Origin of the sequence: Actinomadura sp. BRA 177 (assembly GCF_013372625.1) — a bacterium.
Taxonomy (GTDB): Bacteria; Actinomycetota; Actinomycetes; order Streptosporangiales; family Streptosporangiaceae; genus Spirillospora.
In genome coordinates this window covers 1-23,054 of record NZ_JABXFD010000330.1, presented here as the reverse complement: position 1 = coordinate 23,054, position 23,054 = coordinate 1, and the positions used below count along the sequence as shown (strand labels likewise).

The 23,054-nt window shown below is 73.3% G+C and carries 14 protein-coding genes; all 14 read left to right on the top strand.

Annotated features, from left to right (window positions below):
• Positions 1-320 precede the first annotated feature (320 nt).
• The 14 genes from HUX53_RS17370 (at position 321) to HUX53_RS17300 (ending at position 23,032) form a co-directional block, all read left to right on the top strand.
• Positions 321-572: an acyl carrier protein gene (locus HUX53_RS17370; protein WP_176404245.1), complete on the top strand. Its 252-nt coding sequence runs from the start codon at positions 321-323 to the stop codon at positions 570-572.
• Entirely contained in the window at positions 569-829 is a 261-nt protein-coding gene (locus HUX53_RS17365; protein WP_217919554.1) for an acyl carrier protein, read from the top strand. The genes HUX53_RS17370 and HUX53_RS17365 overlap by 4 nt, the downstream gene beginning before the upstream one ends.
• Entirely contained in the window at positions 826-2,694 is a 1,869-nt protein-coding gene (locus HUX53_RS17360) for an aminotransferase class I/II-fold pyridoxal phosphate-dependent enzyme (RefSeq protein ID WP_176404244.1), read from the top strand. The genes HUX53_RS17365 and HUX53_RS17360 overlap by 4 nt, the downstream gene beginning before the upstream one ends.
• A complete protein-coding gene (locus tag HUX53_RS17355; protein WP_217919553.1) occupies positions 2,691-4,277 on the top strand; it encodes an amino acid adenylation domain-containing protein in 1,587 nt (528 codons plus the stop codon). Before HUX53_RS17360 ends, HUX53_RS17355 begins: the two co-directional genes overlap by 4 nt.
• Positions 4,274-12,091 carry a type I polyketide synthase gene (locus HUX53_RS17345; RefSeq protein WP_217919552.1) on the top strand — a complete coding sequence of 2,606 codons (7,818 nt, stop codon included), beginning with the start codon at positions 4,274-4,276 and terminating at the stop codon, positions 12,089-12,091. Before HUX53_RS17355 ends, HUX53_RS17345 begins: the two co-directional genes overlap by 4 nt.
• Entirely contained in the window at positions 12,084-12,881 is a 798-nt protein-coding gene (locus HUX53_RS17340) for a thioesterase II family protein (protein ID WP_176404243.1), read from the top strand. The genes HUX53_RS17345 and HUX53_RS17340 overlap by 8 nt, the downstream gene beginning before the upstream one ends.
• Positions 12,878-13,927 (top strand): cyclopropane-fatty-acyl-phospholipid synthase family protein, encoded by a 1,050-nt coding sequence (locus HUX53_RS17335; RefSeq protein ID WP_176404242.1) that lies wholly within the window; start codon positions 12,878-12,880, stop codon positions 13,925-13,927. The genes HUX53_RS17340 and HUX53_RS17335 overlap by 4 nt, the downstream gene beginning before the upstream one ends.
• Positions 13,927-16,605, top strand: a complete 2,679-nt coding sequence (locus HUX53_RS17330; RefSeq protein ID WP_176404241.1) for a PEP/pyruvate-binding domain-containing protein — start codon at positions 13,927-13,929, stop codon at positions 16,603-16,605. Before HUX53_RS17335 ends, HUX53_RS17330 begins: the two co-directional genes overlap by 1 nt.
• On the top strand, positions 16,602-17,747 hold the full coding sequence (locus tag HUX53_RS17325; protein WP_176404240.1) for an aromatic ring-hydroxylating dioxygenase subunit alpha: 1,146 nt from the start codon (positions 16,602-16,604) through the stop codon (positions 17,745-17,747). Before HUX53_RS17330 ends, HUX53_RS17325 begins: the two co-directional genes overlap by 4 nt.
• 8 nt (positions 17,748-17,755) lie before the next feature.
• On the top strand, positions 17,756-20,434 hold the full coding sequence (locus HUX53_RS17320; RefSeq protein ID WP_217919551.1) for a polyketide synthase: 2,679 nt from the start codon (positions 17,756-17,758) through the stop codon (positions 20,432-20,434).
• Positions 20,431-21,594, top strand: coding sequence for an L-prolyl-[peptidyl-carrier protein] dehydrogenase (gene redW, locus HUX53_RS17315; RefSeq protein WP_176404238.1), 1,164 nt, complete (start codon positions 20,431-20,433; stop codon positions 21,592-21,594). Before HUX53_RS17320 ends, redW begins: the two co-directional genes overlap by 4 nt.
• Positions 21,595-21,607: 13 nt before the next feature.
• On the top strand, positions 21,608-21,919 hold the full coding sequence (locus HUX53_RS17310) for a RedY protein (protein ID WP_176404237.1): 312 nt from the start codon (positions 21,608-21,610) through the stop codon (positions 21,917-21,919).
• Between the two features lie 98 nt (positions 21,920-22,017).
• Positions 22,018-22,173: a hypothetical protein gene (locus tag HUX53_RS17305; protein WP_176404236.1), complete on the top strand. Its 156-nt coding sequence runs from the start codon at positions 22,018-22,020 to the stop codon at positions 22,171-22,173.
• Positions 22,163-23,032, top strand: coding sequence for an AfsR/SARP family transcriptional regulator (locus tag HUX53_RS17300; protein WP_217919550.1), 870 nt, complete (start codon positions 22,163-22,165; stop codon positions 23,030-23,032). The genes HUX53_RS17305 and HUX53_RS17300 overlap by 11 nt, the downstream gene beginning before the upstream one ends.
• The last annotated feature ends 22 nt before the right edge of the window (positions 23,033-23,054 follow it).

Genomic DNA, 23,054 nt, shown 5'->3' with positions numbered 1-23,054 from the left:
CATTATGACAAGTTATGGCGCCCGTGTGGACCGTTCGAACGGCCTATTTATCCGCTCTTTATCTGCGGGTCGCCGGGGCGGACATGCGGCCGGCCCGGTTTCGGTCCCGCGCCTAACGGATGCCAAGTCCATTAATCGGCTGAATAATACTTCTGGCCTGCGTCAGCTGAATAGTCAGGCCCTGTCATTGCCACTTGACCAAGATCGGCCAGCGGTGCGGCGGGCGGTCAGTGGTTCGTCAGCGCGGCCGTCAGCGCAATGCACGACAGTCGGGCCGTCCGCTGATCTCCAACGCCGTTCCCGCGGCATAGGGGGAAGTCGTGAGTGCTGTCTACGACCGATTGGTCGATCTGCTGGTGGACCGGTTCGAGGTCGACCGGGCCGCGGTGGGCCCGGACGTGGTCTTCGCGGACCTCGACGTCGACTCGCTGTTCCTGGTCGAGCTGCTGCTGGTGGCGCAGTCGGAGTTCGCCGGCGCCGAGCTCGCCGAGGACCTGGTCGCGCCGTCCGACACCATCGGCCGCGCCGCCGAGCTGATCGAGCGGCGGCTGACCACGGCGGCCTCGCCGTGACCGCGGCGGACTTCCTCATCGGGTACATCGCCGACGCCTGGATGGGCGGGGACGCCGCCGGGCTGCGCGCCGACACGCCGATCATCGAGCTGAACATCATCGACTCGGCCGCGATCTTCGACCTGGTGCACGCGCTGCAGGCGGAGTTCGGCGTCACCGTCCCGCTGCCGGAGATCACGCCCGCGAACTTCGGGTCGGTCGGCGCGATCGCCGCGCTGGCCGGCCGGCTGGCCGCGGAGGAGAAGAGCGTCCGATGACCGACCTGGCACACAGCGCCCCGGCCCCGGCCCGCCGGCAGGTGCTGGAGATCATCGCCTCGAACACCCTGTACGACGTCGCGCAGCTGCGGCCGGAGAGCCACTTCGAGGGCGAGCTCGGCGTCGACGCGGCCGTCCTGGAGGCGATCGTCGGCGACGTCCGGGACCGGTTCGGGCCGCGGGTGCGGCTGCCCGGCGAGCCGGCCACCCCGCAGGACCTGATCGACGCGGTCGAACGCGCGCTCGCCGCCGGCGCCCCCGGCGACGACGCGGGCCTGCCCGAGGCCGTCATGGCGGCGGCGATGCGGCACACCCACTACCGGCGCGACCAGCTCGACCTCGACGCCGAGCTGGAGGCGGAGCTGGGCATCGACTCGGTGGTGCTGGCCTCGATCATCGGCGACGCGGCCGAGGAGCTCGGGCTTCCGGACGGTCTCGCGGCCGAGATCACCGTGCCGAACCTCCGCGCCCTCATCGGGGAGCTGCGCGCCCGCACCGGCGCACCCGAGCCCCCGCCGGACGAACTCGATCCGGAAGAGCTCGCGGTGGGGGAGCTGGACCCCGTCCGGCCGGCGCCGAGCACGTCCTGGGACGGCCGCTCCATGCGCGACTTCATGGACGACCGCGACCCCGACCTGTTCGCGAAGGCCCGCGGCTTCACGTCCTACCTGCGCGGACGCGAGGCCGAGCACCTCTACTGGTACGGGATGCCGCTGCGGTCGCGGTGCGCGAACCGTGCCCGGATCCACGACGAGCTGACGGGCCGCACCCGCGAGTTCCTCATGTTCGCCTCGAACAACTACCTCGGGCTGGCGAACCATCCGCGGGTCGTCGACGCGATCTGCGAGGCGACCCGCTCCTACGGGGCGACCAACACCGGCTGCCGGATCATCGGCGGCACGAACCACCTGCACAAGGAGCTGGAGCGGCGCCTCGCCGCGTTCAAGCGGAGGCCGGCCTGCATCGTGTATCCCGGCGGGTACTCCGCCAACCTCGGCGCGGTGTCCGCCCTGGTCAAGAGCCATGACGCGCTGATCGTGGACAAGCTCAACCACATGAGCATCGTGGACGGCTGCAAGCTGTCCGGCGGCGTCCGCAAGATCTACGGCCACAACGACATGCGGGCCCTGGAGCGGGTGCTGGAGCGGTGCGAGGGGCAGGTCCGCGGCGGCAAGCTCATCGTCACCGACGGAGTGTTCAGCATGCACGGCGACGTGTGCGACCTGCCGGAGATCGTCCGGCTGGCGCGCCGGTACGGGGCGCGGGTCATGGTGGACGACGCGCACGCGACCGGCGTCCTCGGCGAGCGCGGTTCCGGCACCGCCGAGCACTTCGGGCTGAAGGACGAGGTGGACCTGGAGCTCGGCACCATGAGCAAGGCCCTCGCCGGCATGGGCGGCTTCGTCGCCGGCGAGGAGGAGGTCGTCGAGTACCTCCGCTTCTACTCCAACTCCTACGTGTTCGCCGCGACGATCCCGGCCGGTGTCGCGGCCGGGCTGATCGCGGCGATCGACGTCCTGGAGGAGGAGCCGGAGCGGCTCGCCGCCCTCTGGTCGAACATCCGCCGGCTGCGCGCCGACCTCGCCGATGCCGGGTTCGACCTGGAGGACACGCAGAGCGCGATCCTGCCGATCGTCATCGGGGACGAGCGCCGGGCGCTGGAGATGGGCCGGGCGGTGCGCGCCCGCGGCCTGTTCTGCCAGACGGTCGTCTTCCCCGGCGTGCCGCTCGGCGACGCCCGGCTGCGGGTGAGCGTGACGTCCGAGCACACCCCCGAGGACCTGGCGCTCGCCGCGCAGATCTTCGTGGACGCGGCGCGGGAGACCGGCGTCCTGCCCGGCGGCGGACGGGAGGCGGGCCGGTGAGCGCGCGGCGGCTCGGCGTCCTGGACGAGAGCGTCGCCGGGCTCCCGGACGTGGAGTCGGCGGAGCACGCGGCCCGTCCCGCCCTCGTCGGGCGACGGACGATCACCTACGGCCGGCTCGCCGACACGGTGGGACGGGCGTCCGCCGCGCTCCTCGGGCTGGACGCGCGGCTCGGCGACCGCGTCGCCATCTGGATGGACAAAGGCCCTGAATACGCCGAGGCCATCCTTGCGGCGCTGCGGGTGGGCTGTGCCTACGTGCCGATCGACGGCGGCCAGCCGTCCGCCCGTGCGGGCACGATCCTGCAGGACGCGCGGCCGATCGTCCTGTTCACCGATCGACGCCATCTGGCTCTGCTGTCGGGAACGGAACTAGGCCCGTCCGTCCGGGCGATCGTGGTGACCGACGGTGTGCCGCCGGGCAGCCGGGCCATCGCCTGGGAGACCTTCCTGAAGGACGCCGACACCGCACGGGAACGGCCGCGCGTCACACCGTCCGACCTCGCCGCGATCCTCTACACCTCGGGCTCGACCGGCACCCCCAAGGGCGTCAAGATCTCGCACCGCAACCTGACGGCCTTCACCGGCTGGGCGCGCCGTGAGCTGGACGTCGGCGCCGACGACGTGTTCGCCAACCACGCCTCGTTCAACTTCGACCTGAGCACTTTCGACCTGTTCGTGGCGATGTCGGTCGGCGCCGCCCTCTGGATCGTCGAGGACGCGCAGGCCCGCGACGTCGCGGCGCTCACAGAAGGAATCCGCGAGCACGGCGTCACGGTCTGGTACTCGGTGCCGTCCATCCTCGCGCTCCTGACGGCGTCCGGTGCGCTGACGGCCGAGACGTCGCGCGGCCTGCGGTACGTGCTGTTCGCCGGCGAGGCGTATCCGATGCCACGCCTGCGGGAGCTGAACGAGCGGCTGCCGCGCTCGACCGTCCTCTACAACCTGTACGGGCCGACGGAGACGAACGTCTGCACCTACCACCGGGTGCGGCCCGAGGACCTGGCGCGGGACGAGCCGCCGCCCATCGGCAGCGCGGTCGGGAACGCCCGCCTCATCGTCGTGGACGAGCACGGCCGCCCCCTCGACGCCCCGGACGCGTTCGGCGAGCTGGTCGTCGAGGGCGACTGCGTCACGCCCGGCTACTGGGGCCGCGACGCGGAGCCGCCCGCCGAGGCGCACCGCCGGCACCGGCACGCCACCGGCGACCTGGTCAGCCGCGAACCGGGCGGACTGCTCGCCTACCGGGGCCGCAAGGACCGGATGGTGAAGCTCTCCGGCCACCGCGTCGAACTCGGCGAGGTCGAGGCCGTGGCGCTGCGGCACCCCGCGATCGGCGAGGCCGCCGCTCTCGTCACCGACGCCCGGCTCGCCCTGTACTACACCGTCCGCGCCGGCGCGGACGCGCCGAGCCTGCTCGACGTCAAGCGGCACTGCGCCCGGCACCTGCCGAAGTACATGGTCCCGCACGCGGCGACCCGGCTCCCGGAGTTGCCGCGCAACGCCAACGGCAAGGTCGATCTCGGCCGGCTCCGCGACGTGCGGGCGGGCCGCCCGGCCATCCCCGCATCCCTCTCGTCATGAGCGGTGGAACGATGACGCGCTTCAACCAGATCGAGGACGGCCCCGAGCCGGAGACGGTGGCGGACGTCCTGCGGCACCACGTCCGGCGGACCCCCGACCGGCTCGCCTACCGGTTCCTCACCGGGCTCGGCGGGGACAGCGAGTCCTGGACGTACCGGGACCTGGACGCCCGAGCCCGCGCCGTGGCCGGACGGCTCCAGCGCGAGGGGCTGCGGAACCGGCCCGTCCTGCTGCTCCTGCCGCCCGGCCTGGAGTACGTCGCCGGCTTCCTCGGCTGCCTGTACGCGGGCGCGATCGCGGTCCCCGCCTACCCGGCCGGCACCGGCCGGACGGGCGGGTCCACCGAGCGTCTCGCCGCAGTCGCGGAGAACGCACGCGCCGATTGGGCGCTGGTCGACGAGGAACAGAAGCGTCCCCTGGACGGCATCCGCTGGCTGGCGACCACAGAATGCGGCCCGGACGACGCCGAGGAGTACCGCGACCCCGGCCTGACCCCGGGATCGCTGGCGTTCCTTCAGTACACGTCCGGTTCGACCGCGTCGCCCAAGGGCGTGATGGTGAGCAACGAGAACCTCGTCGCGAACCTGCGCGCGATCCACCTGATGATGGAGCACGACCGTGACTCCGTCCTGGTGTCCTGGCTGCCGCCGTACCACGACATGGGGCTCATCGGGGGCCTGCTGACGCCGCTGTACGGGGGCATACCGGCGCATCTCATGGCGCCGAAGACGTTCATCCAGCGTCCGCTGCTGTGGTTGGAGACGATCTCCGCGACGCGCGCGACGACCGCGATCTCCCCGAACTTCGGCTTCGACTACTGCCTCCGCCGAATACCCGAGGAGCAGGCGGCCGCGCTGGACCTGTCGTCCTGGCGCCTCGCGTTGAACGGCGCGGAGCCGGTGCGCGCCGACACCATGGACGCGTTCGCCGAGCGGTTCGCCCGATCCGGCTTCGACCGGCGCGCACTGCTGCCCTGCTACGGGCTGGCGGAGGCGACACTGCTGGTCAGCGGCGCCGCCGCAAGCCGTCCGCCGCGGATCGGCACGCTCGACGCCGCCGCGCTGGAGAACGGCCGCGCCGAGGCGGCCCGGGCGGGCGACCGATCCGTCCGGTCGGTCGGCTGCGGCCCCGCCGCCGACCGCGTCGGCGTCGCGATCGTCGACCCGGCCACCCGGCGGCGCCTCCCCGCCGGCCGGGTCGGCGAGGTCTGGGTGCGCGGACCGGGCGTCGCCCGCGGGTACTGGCGCGACGCCGACGCCACCCGCGAGACGTTCCAGGCCCGGATCGAGGACGAGGACGGCCCCCCGCACCTGCGCACCGGCGACCTCGGCTTCGAGTGGGACGGCGAACTCCACCTCGCCGGCCGGCTGAAGGACGTCGTGATCGTCCAGGGCCGCAACCACTACCCCCAGGACATCGAGCTGACCGTGGAACGCACGGACGACGCCCTCCGCACCGGCTGCGGCGCCGCGTTCGGCATCGACATCGACGGCGCCGAAGAGCTCGTGATCGTCTACGAACTGGACACGCACCGGGCCGGCGACCCCGGCGACCTGCTCGCCCGCGTCCGCGCCGCCGTCGCCCGCGAGCACGACCTCTCCCCGCACGCGATCGTCCTGGTCAAACGGGCCACCGTCGGCAAGACGACGAGCGGCAAGATCCAACGCCGCGCCTGCCGCGACGCGTTCCTGTCGCTCACCCTCCCCGTCCTCACCGCCAGCGTGACCCACGCCCCCGCCCCCGGCACCGCAGCACGACCCGACCGGGCGGGCGTCCTCGAAGTGATCAGGTCCGAGACCGGCAGTTCGGACGTCGAAGACCGCACCTTCGCCGACCTCGGCCTGGACTATCCCGGCCTCCTCGTCCTCGCCGAACGCCTGGAACGCGAACTCGGCCTACGCCCCCCGCTGGGTGAACTGCTGGCGTCCCCCTCAGTACCCGTGCTGCTGACTCGCATCACCGGGAAACGCGCCGGCGAAGGCACTGTGGCCGACGCAAGAGAAGCCGCCGGAGACGCCGACAAGAAAGGCGTCGCGAAACGCCCCTGCGAAGGCGCTGCGGTACGCGCCGGACAAGGCGACGCGGAAGGTGCTTGGAAAGCCGCCGGGGGCGCTGACGAGGAAGGCATCGCGGAACGATCCCGCGAAGGCGTCGCGGTCCGCGCCGGGCGACGAGCTGCAGAAGACGCCGGGCAAGACGCCGGGCAAGACGCCGGGCATGGCGGCGGGCATGGCGGCGGGCATGGCGGCGGGCATGGCGGCGGGCATGGCGGCGGGCATGGCGCCGGGCAAGACGCCGGGGAAGGTGGCGGGAGAGAGGCTGGGGAAGGCGCCGGTCGGGGGGTGTCCCGGGCGGGGGCTAGTGCGGCTGAAGTCGAGGCGTGGTTGGTGGAGCGGGTGGCGGGTCGGCTCGGGCTGCCCGCTCGAACCATCGATATCAGCGCGCCTTTCGCGGCGCTCGGGCTCACGTCCAAGGCTGCGGTCGCGGTCATCGAGGAACTCGGGGTGTGGCTGGGGCGCGATCTGGCGCCGAACACCGTCTTCGAACGTCCCACGATCCGGGAGGTGGCCGACCGTCTCGGCGGTGAAACACCAGCAGAGGAGCCTGAGCCTAAGCGGCAGGCCCCGAGTTCCGCGGAGCCGGTTGCGGTTGTTGGGCTTGGGTGCCGGTTTCCCGGTGCGCCTGATCCGGAGGGGTACTGGCGGCTGTTGCTCGACGGGCGGGACGCGGTCGCCGACGTGCCTGCGGGGCGCTGGGACGTCTCAGGTGTCGACGCGCCTGCGCGTGGCGGGTTTCTCGACCACATCGACCGGTTCGATGCTCGGTTCTTCGGGATTTCCGCGCGCGAGGCCGAGCGCATGGATCCCCAGCAGCGGCTTCTCCTGGAGGTCGCCTGGGAGACGTTCGAGGACGCCGGCATCGCCCCGGACGGTGTCGCGGGCAGTGACACCGGTGTCTTCGTCGGTATCAGCGGCCACGACTACGCCGACCTCCAGATGGGCGATCTCGATGGCATCGACGTGTACGCCGCGACGGGGACCGCGCACTCGATCGCCGCGAACCGGCTGTCGTACCAGTTCGACCTGCGCGGCCCGAGCCTGGCGGTCGACACCGCCTGCTCGTCCTCGCTCGTCGCGGTGCACGCCGCCTGCCGCAGCCTGCGCGCCGGGGAGTGCGGCGTCGCGCTCGCGGGCGGCGTCAACCTGCTGATCAACCCCGCGCTGTCGGTGGCGTTCGCGCGCGGCGGCATGCTGTCGCCGGACGGCTCCTGCCGGACGTTCGACGATGCGGCGAACGGCTATGTGCGCGGTGAGGGCGCCGGGCTGGTGTGCCTGAAGCCGCTGTCCCGCGCCCTTGCGGACGGCGACAGGATCTACGCGACGATCGACGGTGCCGCCGTCGGGCATGGGGGACGCGCCAACGGCCTCACCGCGCCGAAGGGCTCGGCCCAGCGGCGCGTCATTGAGCAGGCCCTCGCCGAGGCGGGGACGGACGGCCGCGACGTCGGCTACGTCGAGGCGCACGGCACCGGGACCGTCCTCGGCGACCCGGTCGAGTGGGAGACGCTCGCCGCCGTGTACGGTGCCGGCCGCGCCGACGCGCCGTGCCGGGTTGGCTCTGTTAAGGCCAACATCGGGCATCTGGAGGCAGCGGCCGGCATCGCTGGGCTAATCAAGTCGGTGCTGATGCTTTGGCACGGCGAGCTGCCCCCGCAGCTGCACTTCACCACCCCGAACCGGCGCCTGACCTGGGACGGGTCCGGCCTGACCGTGTCGGCCGGCGGGGTCGTCCCACCGGCGAAGGCGGCCGTCAGCTCGTTCGGATTCGGCGGGGCCAACGCGCATGTGGTCGTGGGACGGGCGCCCGAGCCTCCGGCGACATCGTCGGGCGGTGAGTGGCCCGTCCAGGCGCTGCGCCTTTCCGCGCACACGCCGACCGCGCTGGCGACGCTCGCCCGCCGGTACCGCGCGCATATCGCGGCCCGTCCGGACGTGGAACTCGCCGACCTGTGCCATGCGGCGAACACCGGTCGTGCCTCGCTCGCGCACCGCGCCGTCCTCACCGCAGGGTCGATGACGGAGCTGGACGAGGCGCTCGCCGCGCTGGCCTCCGGCGAGGCGTCCACGGACGTGACGCTCGGGCACGCCACCGGACGCGCACCCCGGCCCGCGTTCCTGTTCAGCGGCCAGGGCACCCAGTACCCGGGCATGGGACGCGGGCTGCACGAGTCCAGTCCCGTGTTCGCCGGCGTCATCGACCGGGCGGACGAGGTGCTGCGCCCGCTGATCGGCCGATCCCTCCGCGACCTCCTGTTCGCCGAGGACGACCCCGGCCTACTGAAGAGCACCCGCTACTGCCAGCCCGCGCTCGTCGCGGTCGAGGTCGCGCTGGCCCGGCTGTGGGAGTCGTTCGGCGTCCGCCCGGCGGCCGTGCTCGGGCACAGCGTCGGCGCGTTCGCGGCGGCGTGCGTCGCGGGCGTGCTGTCGCTGGAGGACGCGCTGACGCTCGCCGCGACAAGGGGCCGCCTCATGGACGAGCTGCCCGGCTCCGGCGCGATGATCGCCTGCTCCGGAAACGCGGAAGTCATCGAGGAGGCGGCCGCGTCCGTCGCCGTCGCGGCGGTGAACGCGCCCGGCCACCTCGTCCTGTCCGGCCCGGCGGACGCGATCGAGCGGCTCGCCCGCGACCTGCCGGAACGCGGCGTCGTCGTCCGCCCGCTGGCCGTCTCGCACGCGTTCCACTCGCCGCTGATGGCCGGTGCCGCCGAGCCGCTGCGGGACGCGGCCCGCACCATCGCCGTCCAGGAGCCGGGCATCCCGTGGATCTCCGACCACACCGGGGAGCCCATGGGCCGTCCCGGACCCGGCTACTGGGCGGACCACCTCCTCGGCACCGTCCGGTTCGCCGACGGGGTCGCCGCACTGCGGCGGCTCGGCTGCGACGCCTTCGTGGAGGCGGGCCCCCACCCAACCCTCCTCGGGCTCGCGCGCACCGGCCTGGCGGAGGACGCCGGGACCGTCCTGTGGCTGCCGTCGCTGCGCCGCGGGGCGGACGACCGGCGGACGTTCCTCCGTTCGGCGGGCCGCTGGCACTGCGCGGGCGGCGACGTCCGCTGGACCCGGCCCGGCGGGCGGCGGCGGGTCGCCGTGCCGCACGCGGTGTTCGAACGGAGCCGCTACTGGCTCAAGGAATCCCCGGCGACGGACGGCGAGCAGCGAAGGGAGATCGAAGTGAACGGCAACGGCCAGGTGCACATCGACGCGGATCGGGTGCTGGCGCTCGTGTCCCGGGTCTCCGGCTTCCCCGTCGAGCAGATCCCGCCGCACGCCCACGTCACGAGCGAGCTGGGCCTCGACTCGCTCATGAAGGGCGAGCTGGAACGCCACCTCGCCCCGCTCTACCCCGACCGCGTCCCGCAGCTGCGAGAGACGCTGCCGGAGGACTTCACGGTCGCCCAGCTCCTGGACGCCCTCGGCGGCGCGACCCCCGTCCAACCTCCACCGGCTCCCGAACCCGAACCCGAGCCGGAAGCCGCCCGTCCCGTGGTGATCCAGCGGCGGTTCGAGGAGTGGGAAGAGTACGGCGAGATGCTGGAGCGGCTCCGGCTGATCGAGTCGAGCGGGCCGAACGCCTACGAGCGCGTCCACGACGGGTTCAACTCCGGGCAGATCCACATGAACGGGCGGCGGGTCGTCAACTTCTCCGCGTTCAACTACCTGGCCCTGTCGGCCCATCCCCGGCTGCGCGAGGCGGCCAAGGCGGCGATCGACCGGTACGGGACGTCCAGCTCGGCGACCCCGCTGCTGTGCGGGGAGACGCCGCTGCACCACGAGCTGGAGGCGGAGATCGCCGGGTTCCTCGGCACCGAGGCCGCGATCGTGTTCGCGGGCGGGCACGCCACCAACGTCGCGACCGTCGGGCACCTGTTCGGTCCCGAGGACCTCATCGTCCACGACGAGTGGATCCACGACAGCACGGTCCGCGGCTGCATTCTGTCCGGCGCCCGCCGCCGGCCGTTCCCGCACAACGACTGGCGGGCGCTGGACCGCATCCTCGGCGCGATGCGCGGCCGGTTCCGCCGCGCCCTGGTCGTCATCGAGGGCGCCTACAGCCAGGACGGCGACCTGCCCGACCTGCCGCGGTTCATCGAGGTCAAGCGGCGCCACGACGCGATGCTGATGATCGACGAGGCGCACTCGCTCGGCGTCCTCGGCCGGACGGGACGCGGCGTCGGCGAGCACTTCGGCGTGGACCCCGGCGACGTCGACCTGTGGATGGGGACGCTCAGCAAGGCCATCGGCAGCCTCGGCGGCTACATCGCGGCGCGCCGCCCGCTCATCCAGTTCATGAAGTACACGACGCCGCTCTACATCTTCAGCACGGGGATCTCCCCGGCCAGCGCCGCCGCGGCGCTGGAGGCGTTCCGCGTCATCCGGGACGAGCCGGGACGCGTGACGCGGCTGCACGAGCTGGCCGAGCACTTCCGGGCCGCCGCCCGCGCCCGCGGCCTGGACACCGGCGTGTCCGACGAGACCGCCGTCATCCCCATCATCGTCGGCGACTGGGGACGCGCCATGGAGATCTCCAGCGCGCTGCTGGAGCGCGGCGTGAACGTGATGCCGATCGGCTACCCGGCCGTGCCGCGCGACAAGTGCCGGCTGCGGTTCTTCGTCAACGCCGACCACCGCGAAGCCGACCTCGACCGCTCCCTCGACCTTCTGGTGGACGCCATGGACATGACATCGCCCGACAGCAACCGACCGCGCGAGCCGCGGCCGGCCCCGGTGCGGCGCCCCGCGAAGGGCGGCGCCGACGTGCTCGTGACCGGTGCGTCCGGGTTCATCGGCGGGCATCTGACCAGGAGGCTCGCCGAGATCGGGCACCGGGTGCGGGTGCTCGTGCGGGACGGCGGCGACCGGTCGGCGTTCGAGGACCTTCCCGTCGAGATCGAGACCGGCTCCCTCACCGATCTGGACGCGCTGCTGCGCGCCACCGACGGCGTCCGGCACGTCTACAACTGCGCGGGCAAGTCCGCCGACTGGGGGCCGTGGGAGGAGTTCGAGCAGGCCAACGTCACCGGCTGCCGCAACCTCGTGGACGCCGCCCACCGCGCCGGCACCGTCGAGCGGTTCGTGCACCTCAGCACGACGGACGTCTACGGGTACCCCGTCCGGCCGTGCGACGAGCGCACCGAGCCGAACGACATCGGCCTGCCCTACAACCGCAGCAAGCTGCTCGGTGAACGGGCCGTGACGGAGGCCGCCGAGCGGGCCGGCCTGCCGCTCACCGTCATCCGCCCGGTGTCGGTGTACGGGCCGCGCAGCAAGGACTTCGTCATCGAGATCGCGACCCTGCTGAAGAGCAGGCAGATGGTGTACGTCCGCAAGGGCATGGCCCCGGCCGGGCTCCTCTACGTCGCCAACGCGGTCGACGGGATGATCGCCGCGTGCGGGTCGGACGCCGCCGCCGGGCGCGTCTACAACCTGCGCGACCCCGAGATGACGACCTGGCGCGAGTACATCGAGGCGCTCGCGGAGGGGCTCGGCGTCAAGCCGCCGTCGATGAGCCTGCCCCGGCCGCTCGCCGCCGGTGTCGCGGGCGCGGCGGAGAAGGTGTACGGGACGCTGCGCGTGAAGGCGCGGCCCGTCCTCACCCGGCACGCCGTCCACCTGCTGGAACGCGACCAGTCGTACCCGATCGACCGGGCCCGTGAGGACTTCGGCTTCAAGAGCGAGGTCTCCTTCGAGGAGGGCATGGCCCGGACGGTCGAATGGCTCCGGTCGCCCGAAGGCCGCGAGCGGCTCGGTGGCTGACGTGGACACCGCGCAGCTCGCCTGGTTCCCCGGCGCGGCCCCCGACCCGGCGGCGGACGTGCGCCTGATCTGCTTCCCGCACGCGGGCGGGACGCCCTCGGTCTACCGCGACTGGGACGCGCACGTCGGCGACCACGTCCAGATCGTCCCGGTGCTGCTGCCCGGCCGGAGCTTCCGGCTGGGGGAGCGGCCCCGCAGCGAGCTGCGCCCGATGGCGGCCGACATCGCGGCGGCGCTCATCGAGCGGGGCCTCGCGGGCGCGCACGCGCTGTTCGGGCACAGCATGGGCGCGCTGCTCGCCTACGAGGTCGCCTGCGAGCTGCGCGACCGCGGCGCCGGGGAGCCCGTCCACCTGTTCGTGTCCGGCAGCCGCGCCCCGCACTTCTACGGCGACCGGATCGGCGCCGAGCTCACCGACGACGCGCTGCTGCGCATGGTCCGCGACCTCGGCGGCCTCACCGGCGCCGGCGTCGACCCGCACGCGGGCGGGCCGCGGTTCGCGCGCCGGATGCCGGTGCTGCGCGCCGACCTCACCGCGTGCGAGCGGTACCGGTGGGCGCCGGGCCGGCCGCTGCGCTGCCCGATCACCGCGTTCTCCGCCTCCGGCGACCCGATCGCGACCCCGGCGCAGGTGGACGAGTGGCGCGAGTACACCTACGGCTCGACGCTGCGCCGCCACCTGCCCGGCGGCCACTTCTACCTGACCGGCCCGGACCGGGCGGTGCTGCTCCGCGAACTCCGCCGCGAGCTGCGCGCCCGCCCACTCGACCCCCGGAGGACTCGGACATGAAAGTCGCGACCCTGGCCAGGCTGGCCGGAGGCCGGCAGGTGCCGCTGCTGCTGTCGCTCGGCCGGGGCCTCGTCACGCCCCTGTACCGGGCGTCGTTCCTCGCCGCCGCGTCCGGCGGCGGCGTGCTGCGGCGGCTCGCGGTGCGGCCCTGCGACCTGGACACGCTCGCCGCCGCGCTCGGCGTCCGCGACGACCGGCACGTGCTGCGCGCCTGGCTCGACATCGGGGTGCGGCTCGGCGAGCTGGGCTTCGACGACGGCTGCTACACGCTGCGCGGCCGGGCCGCGAAGGCGCTCGGCGATCCCCGCAACGACACGGTCGCCGCCGCGCTGGAGGAGGTCGCGCGGTTCCACCTGCCCGTCCTGCTGGACGCGCCCGCCATGGCGCGAGGCGGGCGGCGGCTGACGCTCGGGGACCAGGACGGCGAGGTCATCGCCCGCTCCACCCGGATCGTGCAGCCATTCGTGGAGGAGGCCGTCGGCCTCGTCGTGAACCGGCACGAGCCGCGCCGGCTGCTGGAGGTCGGCTGCGGCAGCGGCGTCTACGTCCGGCACGCCGCCCGGCTGAACCCCCGACTCACCGCCCTCGCGATCGACCTGCAGGACGACGTGGCCGCCGGCGCCGCCGCGAACATGGCCGCCTGGGGCCTCGCCGACCGCGTCGACGTGCGCCGGGCGGACGTCCGCGACCTCGGCGCCGAGCCGGTGTTCGACCTCGTGACCATGCACAACAACATCTACTACTTCCCCGCGGACGAGCGGGTGAAGGTCCTGGAGCGGGTGCGGTCGATGCTCGCGCCCGGCGGCCGGCTGCTGCTGACGACCGCGTGCCGGGGCGGCGCGGTCGGCATGGAGGTCCTCGACCTGTGGTTCGGGTGCGCCGACTTCGGCGGCCCGCTGCCGCACGCCGCCGAGCTGGCCGCGCAGCTGGAGAGCGCCGGGTTCACCGGGGTCCGGGAGCGGCGCCTCATCCCCGGCGAGCAGTTCCGCGCCTTCGTCGGCACCAACCGGGCCCCCGACCACGGCACCGCTGAGGAGCTCACCTGATGGCGACCAAGACTTCCGTGAAGCGGCAGATCCTCGTGCTGGGCGCGGGTGACGTCCCGCCCGCCGCGCTGCTCGGCGGCAAGGCGACCCGGCTGGACGAGATGCTCCGCGCGGGGCTGCCCGTCCCGCCCGCGTTCTGCCTGACGACCGCGCTGTTCGAGCGGTTCCTGCGGGAGACCGGCCTGGACGCCGACATCGCCGGGACCGAGCCCGCCAAGCTGCGGGAACGCATCGTGGCCGCGGACGTCCCGGACGGCATCGCGGCGGCGATCCTGGAGGCGTACGGGGATCTCGGGCGGCCCCGCGTCGCCGTCCGGTCGTCGGCGTCCGCCGAGGACTCCGCGTCGCACTCGTTCGCGGGCCAGCACGACACCGTCCTCGACACCGCCGGGGACGGCGCGCTCCTCGACGCCGTCAAGGTGTGCTGGGCGTCGCTGTGGACCGACCGCGCCGCCGCCTACCGCGACGCGTCGCACGCCGGGTCGATCGCCGTGGTCGTCCAGCAGATGGTGCACGCCGACACCGGCGGGGTGCTGTTCACCCGCGACCCCGTCAGCGGACGCACCGACCGGTTCGTCGTGGAGGCGTGCTGGGGGCTCGGCGAGGGACTCGTCGCGGGCAAGGTCACCTCCGACTTCTTCCTCGTCGACCCGGCCGGCCCGGAGGTCGTCGACCAGAAGATCCGGTACAAGGTCACCAAGTGCGCGCCGGTCGAGCCCGGGACGGTCGGCCTGGTCAAGGTGGACGCCGCCGCCCGCAACACGCCGTGCCTGATGCCCGCCGAACTGGCCGAGCTGGCGGGACTGGCCGTGCGGGTCCGCGACCACTACGGCGCCGAGCAGGACATCGAATGGGCCGTGCGGGACGGGCGGCCGTACCTGCTGCAGACCCGCCCGATCACGACCACGCCCGTCCGCGACCGGCGGACCAGCCCCTACCTGCACCCGCAGCCCGAGGCCGTCCAGCGGGGGACGCTGTGGTCGCGCATGGACATCGGCGAGATCTTCACCGGCGGCCTGTCGCCGCTCGGCCAGTCGTTCGCGCAGTACTACCAGCACAACGTCCACCGCGGCTGCGCCGTGTCGACGGGCGTCCGCGACCCCGGCGACATGTCGCTGCACATGGGATACCTGCAAGGCCACGTCTACCTGAACATCTCCTACACCGCCTACATGCTCGGCCAGTGCCTCCCCACCAAGGACCAGAGCCGCTTCACGAGCCGCTTCGTCAGCGAGGAAGTGGACCTCGACGCCTACGAGAACCCGTTCGGCACATGGCCGGGCGGCGTCGAGGAGCTGAAGGCGGCCGGGTTCTGGCTCAGGACGTCCATCGCCGAGCTGCGGAACATGAAGAAGCGCGCCCGGCGGATGGTGCGGTCCCGGTTCTACGAGTTCGACCGCGCCCAGGGCATCGACCTGACCCGGCTCGACCGTCCGGAACTGAAGGCCGAGCTGGCGCGGCGGCTCGCCTACTTCCACGACATGCACGTCGGCTACATGCCGTACTACATGAACGCGTTCGGCTTCTACGGGGTGCTCGAAGCGATGTGCGGCGCCTGGCTCGGCCGGGAGGGCGCCGGCCTGCGGAACCGGATCAAGACCGACATGTCCAGCCTGCGGACGGTCGAGTCCGCCCGCGAGATCTGGGCGCTCGCCCAGGTCGCCCGGCGCGACGACCGCGTCATGGAGATCATCCGGGGCGGCGCCGGGGCCGACGTCCCCGCCCTGCTCCGCGCGGACGAGGCCGGCCGCGCCTTCTGGGACGCCCACATGGTGCCGTTCCTGCGCGAGAACGGCACGCGCGGGCGGCAGGAGATGGAGCTGACCCACCCGCGCTGGATCGACGACCCGTCCTACGTCTTCCAGATGATCCGCCGCTACGCCGACGAGGGCTTCTCCATCGACGACGTCCTCGACCGCGCCCACGACCCCGGCGAGGACGCGGCCGGGGAGGCGCTGCTGCGGCTGCCCGCGCCCAAGCGCCGCGCGATCGAGCAGGTCATGTCGCTGTACGAGACGTGCAGCCGGCTCCGCGAGACCACCCGCATGTCGATGATCACCTCGATCTGGCTGGTGCGGCGCGCCGTCTACGAGGTCGGCCGCCGGCTCGTCGCCGCCGGGGTGCTGCGGTCCCTGGACGAGGTCGCCGACCTCGACTTCGCCGACGTCCTGGAGTACCTGGCCGGCGACCGGGACGCCCGCGAGGTGTTCTCCCGCGCGAAGCTGGAGGAGGCCCGGCGGACGTTCCAGGGCTACGCCCGGCTGCCGGAGCCGCCGCTCAGCCTCGTCGGCGAATGGGACGTCACCGAGGCCGTCCGCCCGGCCCCGGGCGGCGTCCGGCTGGAGGGCCTCGGCGCCAGCCCCGGCCGCGTCGTCGGGCGGGCCCGCATCATCGAGGACCTCGTCTGGCAGGCCGACGAGTTCCAGGTCGGCGAGGTCCTGGTGACCCGCTTCACCGACGCGTCCTGGACGCCGCTGTTCGCGATCGCGGGCGCGGTCGTCACCGACATCGGCTCCATGCTCTCGCACAGCTCGATCGTGTCCCGCGAGTTCCGCGTCCCCTCGGTGGTCAACACCAAGCACGCCACGCAGACGATCAAGACCGGCGACCTCGTCACGGTGGACGGCGACCGGGGCGTGGTCGAGGTCGTCGAGACCGACGAAAGGAAGAACGGATGATTCCCGACCAGTGGTACGCCATCCTCCGGTCCGAGGACGTCGGCACCAAGCGGCCCACCGGCGCGCGGCGCATGGGCCTGGAGCTCGTCCTGTGGCGCGACACCGCCGGGCGGCTGATCTGCCAGTCGGCGCGCTGCCCGCACAAGGGCGCCAACATGGCGGACGGCCGGCTGCGCGGCGACACCCTCGGCTGCCCCTACCACGACTTCCGGTTCGCGGCCGACGGGCAGTGCACCCTCGCGCCCTGCCTGGGCACGGGCGGCCGCATCCCGAAGTCGATGCGGCTGGACACCTACCACGTCCGCGAGCGCAACGGCCTCATCTGGCTGTGGTGGGGGGACGACCGGGAGGTGCTGCCGGACGTGCGGATCCCGCCCGAGGTCGCCGACCGCGAGGACGTCCACGCGACGAGCGCCTGGCAGCAGCCCGTCCACTACACCCGCTATATCGAGAGCCTGCTGGACTTCTACCACGTGCCCGTCGTCCACCGGGACCACTGGTTCAACGTGCTCGACTACGTCGGCTGGAGCGGCACCCCGAAGAAGCTCGGGCTGGACGGCCGCCGCCGCTACCTCGCGATGACCAAGGTCGAGGACAGCCGCCTGGAGGTGGACGGGACGACGCTCCGGCACACGTTCCGGCTGGTCGGCGAGGGCGACCCGACGAACGTCGCGCCGATGTCGGTCACCTTCACGTTCCCCGGCATGGTGCACATCCACACCGAGCCGTTCGACGTCACGATCTGGATGACGCCCGTCGACGACGAGCACACCCAGGTGCTGTTCCGCTGGTACGAGGACAAGCACCTCGCGCCGCTGCTGCGGGCGCCGAGCCTGCGGCGCGTCCTGCCGAAGCTCGCGCTGTTCGCGCAGAAGCGCGTCCAGGAGGTGCAGGACATGAACATCGTCACCCGCATCGAGCCCAGGGTCACCGGACGCGGCGTCAACCGGTTCGTCGCCGTGGACGAGCTGAACGCCAAGTACGTCGTGATGCGCGACCAGCTGCGCAAGGAGGCGGGCCTGGTGGGTGAAGGCGCTGTGGGTGAAGGCGCTGCGGACGACGGCGCTGTGGACGACGGCGCCGATCCGGAGAAGCCGGCCGCGCTCAACGGGGCGTCCGCGGAGGACGCGGCGAAGGTGTGACGGGTCCCGTGCGCGAACCCATCGCGATCGCCGGCATCGCGTGCCTCTACCCGGGGGTGCGCGGTGCCGGCGACTACTGGACGCGGCTGTGTGAAAGCCCGCCCGCGCCGGGTCCCCCTCCGGGGCTGGACGAGGTGGACGTCGACGTCGCCCGCTTCGGCATCCCGCCGGTGCAGCGGCGGTCGATGACCCGCATGCAGGTCCTCATGCTGGAGGCGGCCCGGCAGTGCCTCACCGACGCCGGATACACCGGGCGCCCGCTCGGCACCGACCGCACCGACGTCATCGCCGGGACCTGCTTCGGCCTCGACCGCCAGTACGCCAACGCGCTCCGCGTCGAGGCCGCGCGGTACGCCCGCGACCTCGAACGGGAGGTGCCGGCCCTGCTCGGCGGGCACGCCCGGCCGGTCGCGGCGCGGGCGGCGGAGGAGGTGCGGGCGGGGCTCGCCGAGCGGTTCGGCGCGTCCCCGCACGACCGGGTCGGGGAGATGGCGAGCACGATCCCGGCCCGGATCGCGGGCGCGTTCCGGCTGCGGGGCCGCACGCTGACCGTGGAGTCGGCGGACGCGACGTCGTTCGCGGCGCTCGCGCACGCGGTCAACGGGCTGCGCGGTGACCTGTGCGACGCGGTGCTCGTGCTGGCCGGGCAGCGCCGCGAAAGCCCGCTGTTCGGGGAGTTGCTGGCGGCGAAGGGGCTGCCCGCCGACCCCGGCGAGGGCGTTGGGGCGCTGCTGCTGAAGCGGCGGTCGTCCGCCGTCCGCGACGGGGACCGGATCTACGCCTCGATCCTCGAATGCGCGCTGGAGCATGACGCCCGTCCCGGGGTGCTGCGGTACTCGACGTCCGTCGAACGGCGGTACCGCGTGGCCCGCACCTGCCACGAGGCGGCGGGCGTGCCGCCCCGGTTGGTCGGATACGTGGAACGCGCGGTCAGCGGGCCGCCTGCGGCGGCGGACGCCGAGTCGGCCGCGCTGGGCCGGCTGTTCGGGGACGTCCCGCCCGCGTCGGTGGCCCTCGGCGGGCTCGCGGACGGGCCGGGCCGAACCTTCGCCGGTGCCGGGCTCGCCGCCGTCGCGAAGACCGCGCTCGCCCTCTACCACCGCAGGCTGCCGCCGCACGCGGAGGCATCTCCCGGCGGGCCTTTCCGCTCCGTCCGGACGGCCGAGGACTGGCCGGCCGGCCCGGAGCCGCGCCGAGCCGCCGTCCTCGGGGCCTCGCTGACGGGCACGCTCTGCCACCTCCTGCTGGAGGAGCACGACTCGCGCAGCCCGGAGCCCCCCAGATCGGCGGCCGTCGGCACGAGCCGGCCCGAGCCGATCGCCGTCGTCGGGTTCGGCGGGCGCTTCGCCGGAGCCCCGGACGCCGACGGTTTCTGGGCGGCCGTCCACTCCGGCGAAGACCGCATCGCCCCGTTGCCGGACGACGTCCTCGACCGCGACCTCTACGTCCAGGAGGAGGGCGTCAGTCTCACCCACAGCTACACCGGGCTGGGCGCTCACGTGCCGGTGCCCGACGCGCCGCCTGACGGGCTGCGCATCACGCCGCGCCGGTACGCGGCGATGGACGCCGTGCAGCGCGTGGCTCTCGCGGTCGCCGCCGAGACGCTCACCCGCTACGGACGCATGGAAACGCTGGCGGGCCGTCCCGGCATGGTGGCGATCGGCACCAACCTGAGCCCCACCCGGGACCGGCGCCTCCACGCCGAACGTGCCGTCGCGGAACTGGAGACGGACCCCGCCCCGCCGTCCGAGCGCGTCCGCGCCCTGCTGCGCGGCCGCGTCCGCCACCGCTTCCAGGCGTCCGGCGAACCGTTCGCGCCGATGGATCTGGACGGCTGCCTCGCCGGCGGCATCGCCGCGCTGATCGCCGGCGAGTACCGGCTGCCGGCCGTGCCCGTCGCCGTCGAGGCGGCCTGCGCGTCGTCGCTCGCGGCGCTGGACATCGCGCTCGGTGCGCTGCGGTCCGGGCAGGCCGACTTCGTGCTCGCCGGCGGCGCCGAGCTGGCGTGCAACCCGCGCGACCTGGTCCTCTGCTCCGCCCTCGGCCTGCTGTCGCACACCCGGATCACCCCCTTCGACGCCGCCGCCGACGGGTTCAGCCCCGGCGACGGCTGCGCGCTGTTCCTGCTCAAACGGCTGCCGGACGCCGTCCGCGACGGCGACCGGATCCACGGCGTGCTGCGCGCCATGGGCGGCTCCAGCGACGCCCGGTCGCTGATCGCACCGGACGCCGACGGGCAGGTCCGCGCGATGCGGCAGGCGTTCGAGCAGGTCGATTTCGACCCGTCCGCCGTCGACTACCTGGAGGCCCACGGGACCGGGACGCGGGTCGGCGACCGGGTGGAGATCGCCGCCACCGCCGAGGTCTACGCCAAGCCGGGCCGCCCGCACCCGCTGGTGATCGGCTCGGCGAAGGGCTTCTTCGGGCACACATTCGCCGCCGCCGGCGCCGCCGGGCTGCTGAAGGCGCTGCTCGGCATCCGGGCGCGCACGTTCCCGCCGAACGCGAACCTGCGGACGCCCGCCCCTGGCCTGCCGCTGGACGACATCCCGGCCCGGCTGCCGGCGGCGCCCGAACCGTGGCCCGCCCGGGCCGGCAGGCCGCGCCGGGCCGGGGTCAGCTCGTTCGGCACCGGCGGGATCAACTACCACCTGCTCATCGAGGAGTACCAGGACGGAGCCGGATGAATTCCAGACTCTCCCCGGAGACCGCGGCGATGCGCGACATGGTGCTCGCCTTCGCGGGCCGCGACCTGCCGTCCGCAGCCGACGCGTTCGACGCCGCGGACTTCCGGCGGCGCTGGCGGCTCGCCGGGAAGCAGGGCCTGACCGGCGCGACCGTCCCGGCCGAGTACGGCGGCAGCGGCCTGGACGCCGAGTCCGCCGCCGTCCTGCTGGAGGCGCTCGGCGAGGGCTGCGCCGACACCGGATTCGCGTTCTCGGTCGCGGCCCACCTGCTCGCCTGCCTGATGCCGATCGTCGAGTTCGGGACGAACGAGCAGAAACGCCACTGGCTGCCCGCCCTGTGCTCGGGCGAGCGGATCGCCGCCCACGGCATCACCGAACCCGAGGCCGGCTCCGACACCCTCAACCTTCGGACGCGGGCGGAACGCCAAGGCGACCACTACCTCCTCAACGGGAGCAAGTGCTTCACGACGAACGCGCCCGTCGCCGACGTTTTCATCGTCCAGGCCGCCACCCGCCCGTCCGGCGGGTTCTTCGGGCTGACCGCGTTCATCATCGAGGCCGGGACGCCGGGCCTGCGGGTCGGCCGCCCCTATGCCAAGACGGGCCTGCGCGGATCGCCGACGGCCGACGTCTACTTCGACGACTGCGCCGTTCCGGCCGGCCACGTCCTCGGCACCGAGGGAACCGGCGCGACCGTGTTCACCGGTTCCATGAAGTGGGAGCGCACCTGCCTGTTCGCCGTCTACCTGGGCGCGATGCGGCGCGTCCTGGACGACACCGTCGCGTTCGCCGCCGAACGCGAGCAGTTCGGCGCGCCGATCGGGGAGTTCCAGGCGGTGAGCCACCGCATCGTGGACATGGTGCTGGCCCTGGAGTCGGCGCGGCTGCTGCTGTTCGACGCGGCGCGGCGGCTGTCGGCGGGCGAGGACTGCGACGTCGCGTCCGCGCTGGCCAAGCTAGCGGTGACCGAGGCGGCGGTCAAGCTGGGCCTGGACGCCGTCCAGTTGCGCGGCGCCGCCGGCGTCCTCGACGGCGGCCCGGGGGACCTGCTGCGGGACGCGCTGCCGGCGCGCATCTTCTCCGGCACCAACGAGATCCAGAAGAACAACATCGCGCGCGCCCTGGGCATCGGCCGCCGCCGGCCGTCCCCCCGGCGCTGAGAGGACCGCCCCCATGGAGATCATCGTCCACACCATCCGGCTGCACCCCGGCACCGACCCCGCCGAGTTCGAGACGTGGGTGCGGGACGTCGACTACGCGACCTGCCCCGAGCTGCCGAGCGTGCTCGCCTTCGACGTCCTGCGCGCGCCCGGCGAGGGCGGCGGGCGGTACTTCGAGGTCATCCGGGTGAGCGGATCGGCCGAGTTCGAGCGGGACATGAAGACGCCCGCGTTCCAGCGGCTCGTCACGGCGTTCTCGAAGATGGCCGCCGTGACGGACGAGCTGTCCGGCGAGCGGCTGGCGCCGGGCTACGCGCGGAGCTGATCCGGCGGTCGCGTTGAGAAGGCGTCCGGACGGGCTCAACGAAAGGACGAGTTCGATCTCGTCCAGGCGGTGGACGTTGAGACGAGAATGGCCAACGGGTGGATGGCGAAATCGGCGCCGGTTCTGTAAGACTGGCCGCTGAACAGTTGTTCGGCCTTTCGTTGGGAAAGTTGTTGAGAAAGGGCGGCCAAACCCCGCTGGCCGATGCTGAGAAGCGTTCTCCGCGCAACGTCAAGGATGCTGATGACCGTTGACATTCTGGGGCTGAAGCCGAGCCTACCGGCCGGTGCGGCCCCCGGGGACGAGGTGGGCATAGACCTGCTCGGCACCGTCTCCATCGTCGTCCGGAAGAATCGAACCGAACTGCGGGCGGGCAAGGTGCGCACCATGCTCGCCACCCTCGCACTGGAGGCCGGCAATACGGTCTCCCATGACGAACTGACCGAAGAATTGTGGCCGGGTGAAATTCTCCGCAATCCGCGCAATGCGCTGCAGGCGCACGCGACCCGGATCAGGAGAATGCTGCACGACTGCGCGGAGCGCGCCGGCACCGCGCTGCCGCTGCGGGCCGCCTACAACGGGTACGTCCTGGACATCCCGCGCGACCTCGTGGACGGGAACCGCTTCCTGGACCTCAGCGCGCGGGCGGTCGCGGCGCTCACCGACGACCCCGCGCGGGCCCGGGACCTGCTGCAGGCCGGCCTCACGCTGTGGCACGGCCCCGCGCTCCTGCACACCCGCACCGGGCGGCGCTGCCGGGGCGCCGCCGCGCTGCTGGAGGAGCGGCGGCTCGCCGCGTGGGAGGACCTCGTCAGCGCCCGGATGCTGCTCGGCGAGGAACGGCAGGCCATCGCGGAGCTGCAGCGGCTGGTGGCCTCCCATACCACCCGCGAGCGGCTCTGCGAGCTGCTCATGCTGGCGCTCTACCGGGCCGGCCGGCAGTCGGAGGCGCTGCACCTGTTCCACCGGATCCGGGAGCGGCTGGACGAGGAGCTGGGCGTGCAGCCCGGCCGGTCCCTGCAGCGGCTGTACGGGCACATCCTCGGCCAGCACCCGCTGCTGGAGTCGGCGGACGCGGTGCTGCGGGTCCGGCGCGAGTCGGCCGCGGGCTGACCGCGGCCGACTCGCGCCGGAC

What these genes read in the sequence shown, in the direction of transcription:
- HUX53_RS17330 (WP_176404241.1), top strand. Translation starts at nt 13,927, where the DNA reads ATGGCGACCAAGACTTCCGTGAAGCGGCAGATCCTCGTGCTGGGCGCG.
- redW (WP_176404238.1), top strand. Translation starts at nt 20,431, where the DNA reads ATGAATTCCAGACTCTCCCCGGAGACCGCGGCGATGCGCGACATGGTG.
- HUX53_RS17310 (WP_176404237.1), top strand. Translation starts at nt 21,608, where the DNA reads ATGGAGATCATCGTCCACACCATCCGGCTGCACCCCGGCACCGACCCC.
- HUX53_RS17335 (WP_176404242.1), top strand. Translation starts at nt 12,878, where the DNA reads ATGAAAGTCGCGACCCTGGCCAGGCTGGCCGGAGGCCGGCAGGTGCCG.
- HUX53_RS17325 (WP_176404240.1), top strand. Translation starts at nt 16,602, where the DNA reads ATGATTCCCGACCAGTGGTACGCCATCCTCCGGTCCGAGGACGTCGGC.
- HUX53_RS17300 (WP_217919550.1), top strand. Translation starts at nt 22,163, where the DNA reads ATGACCGTTGACATTCTGGGGCTGAAGCCGAGCCTACCGGCCGGTGCG.
- HUX53_RS17345 (WP_217919552.1), top strand. Translation starts at nt 4,274, where the DNA reads ATGAGCGGTGGAACGATGACGCGCTTCAACCAGATCGAGGACGGCCCC.
- HUX53_RS17360 (WP_176404244.1), top strand. Translation starts at nt 826, where the DNA reads ATGACCGACCTGGCACACAGCGCCCCGGCCCCGGCCCGCCGGCAGGTG.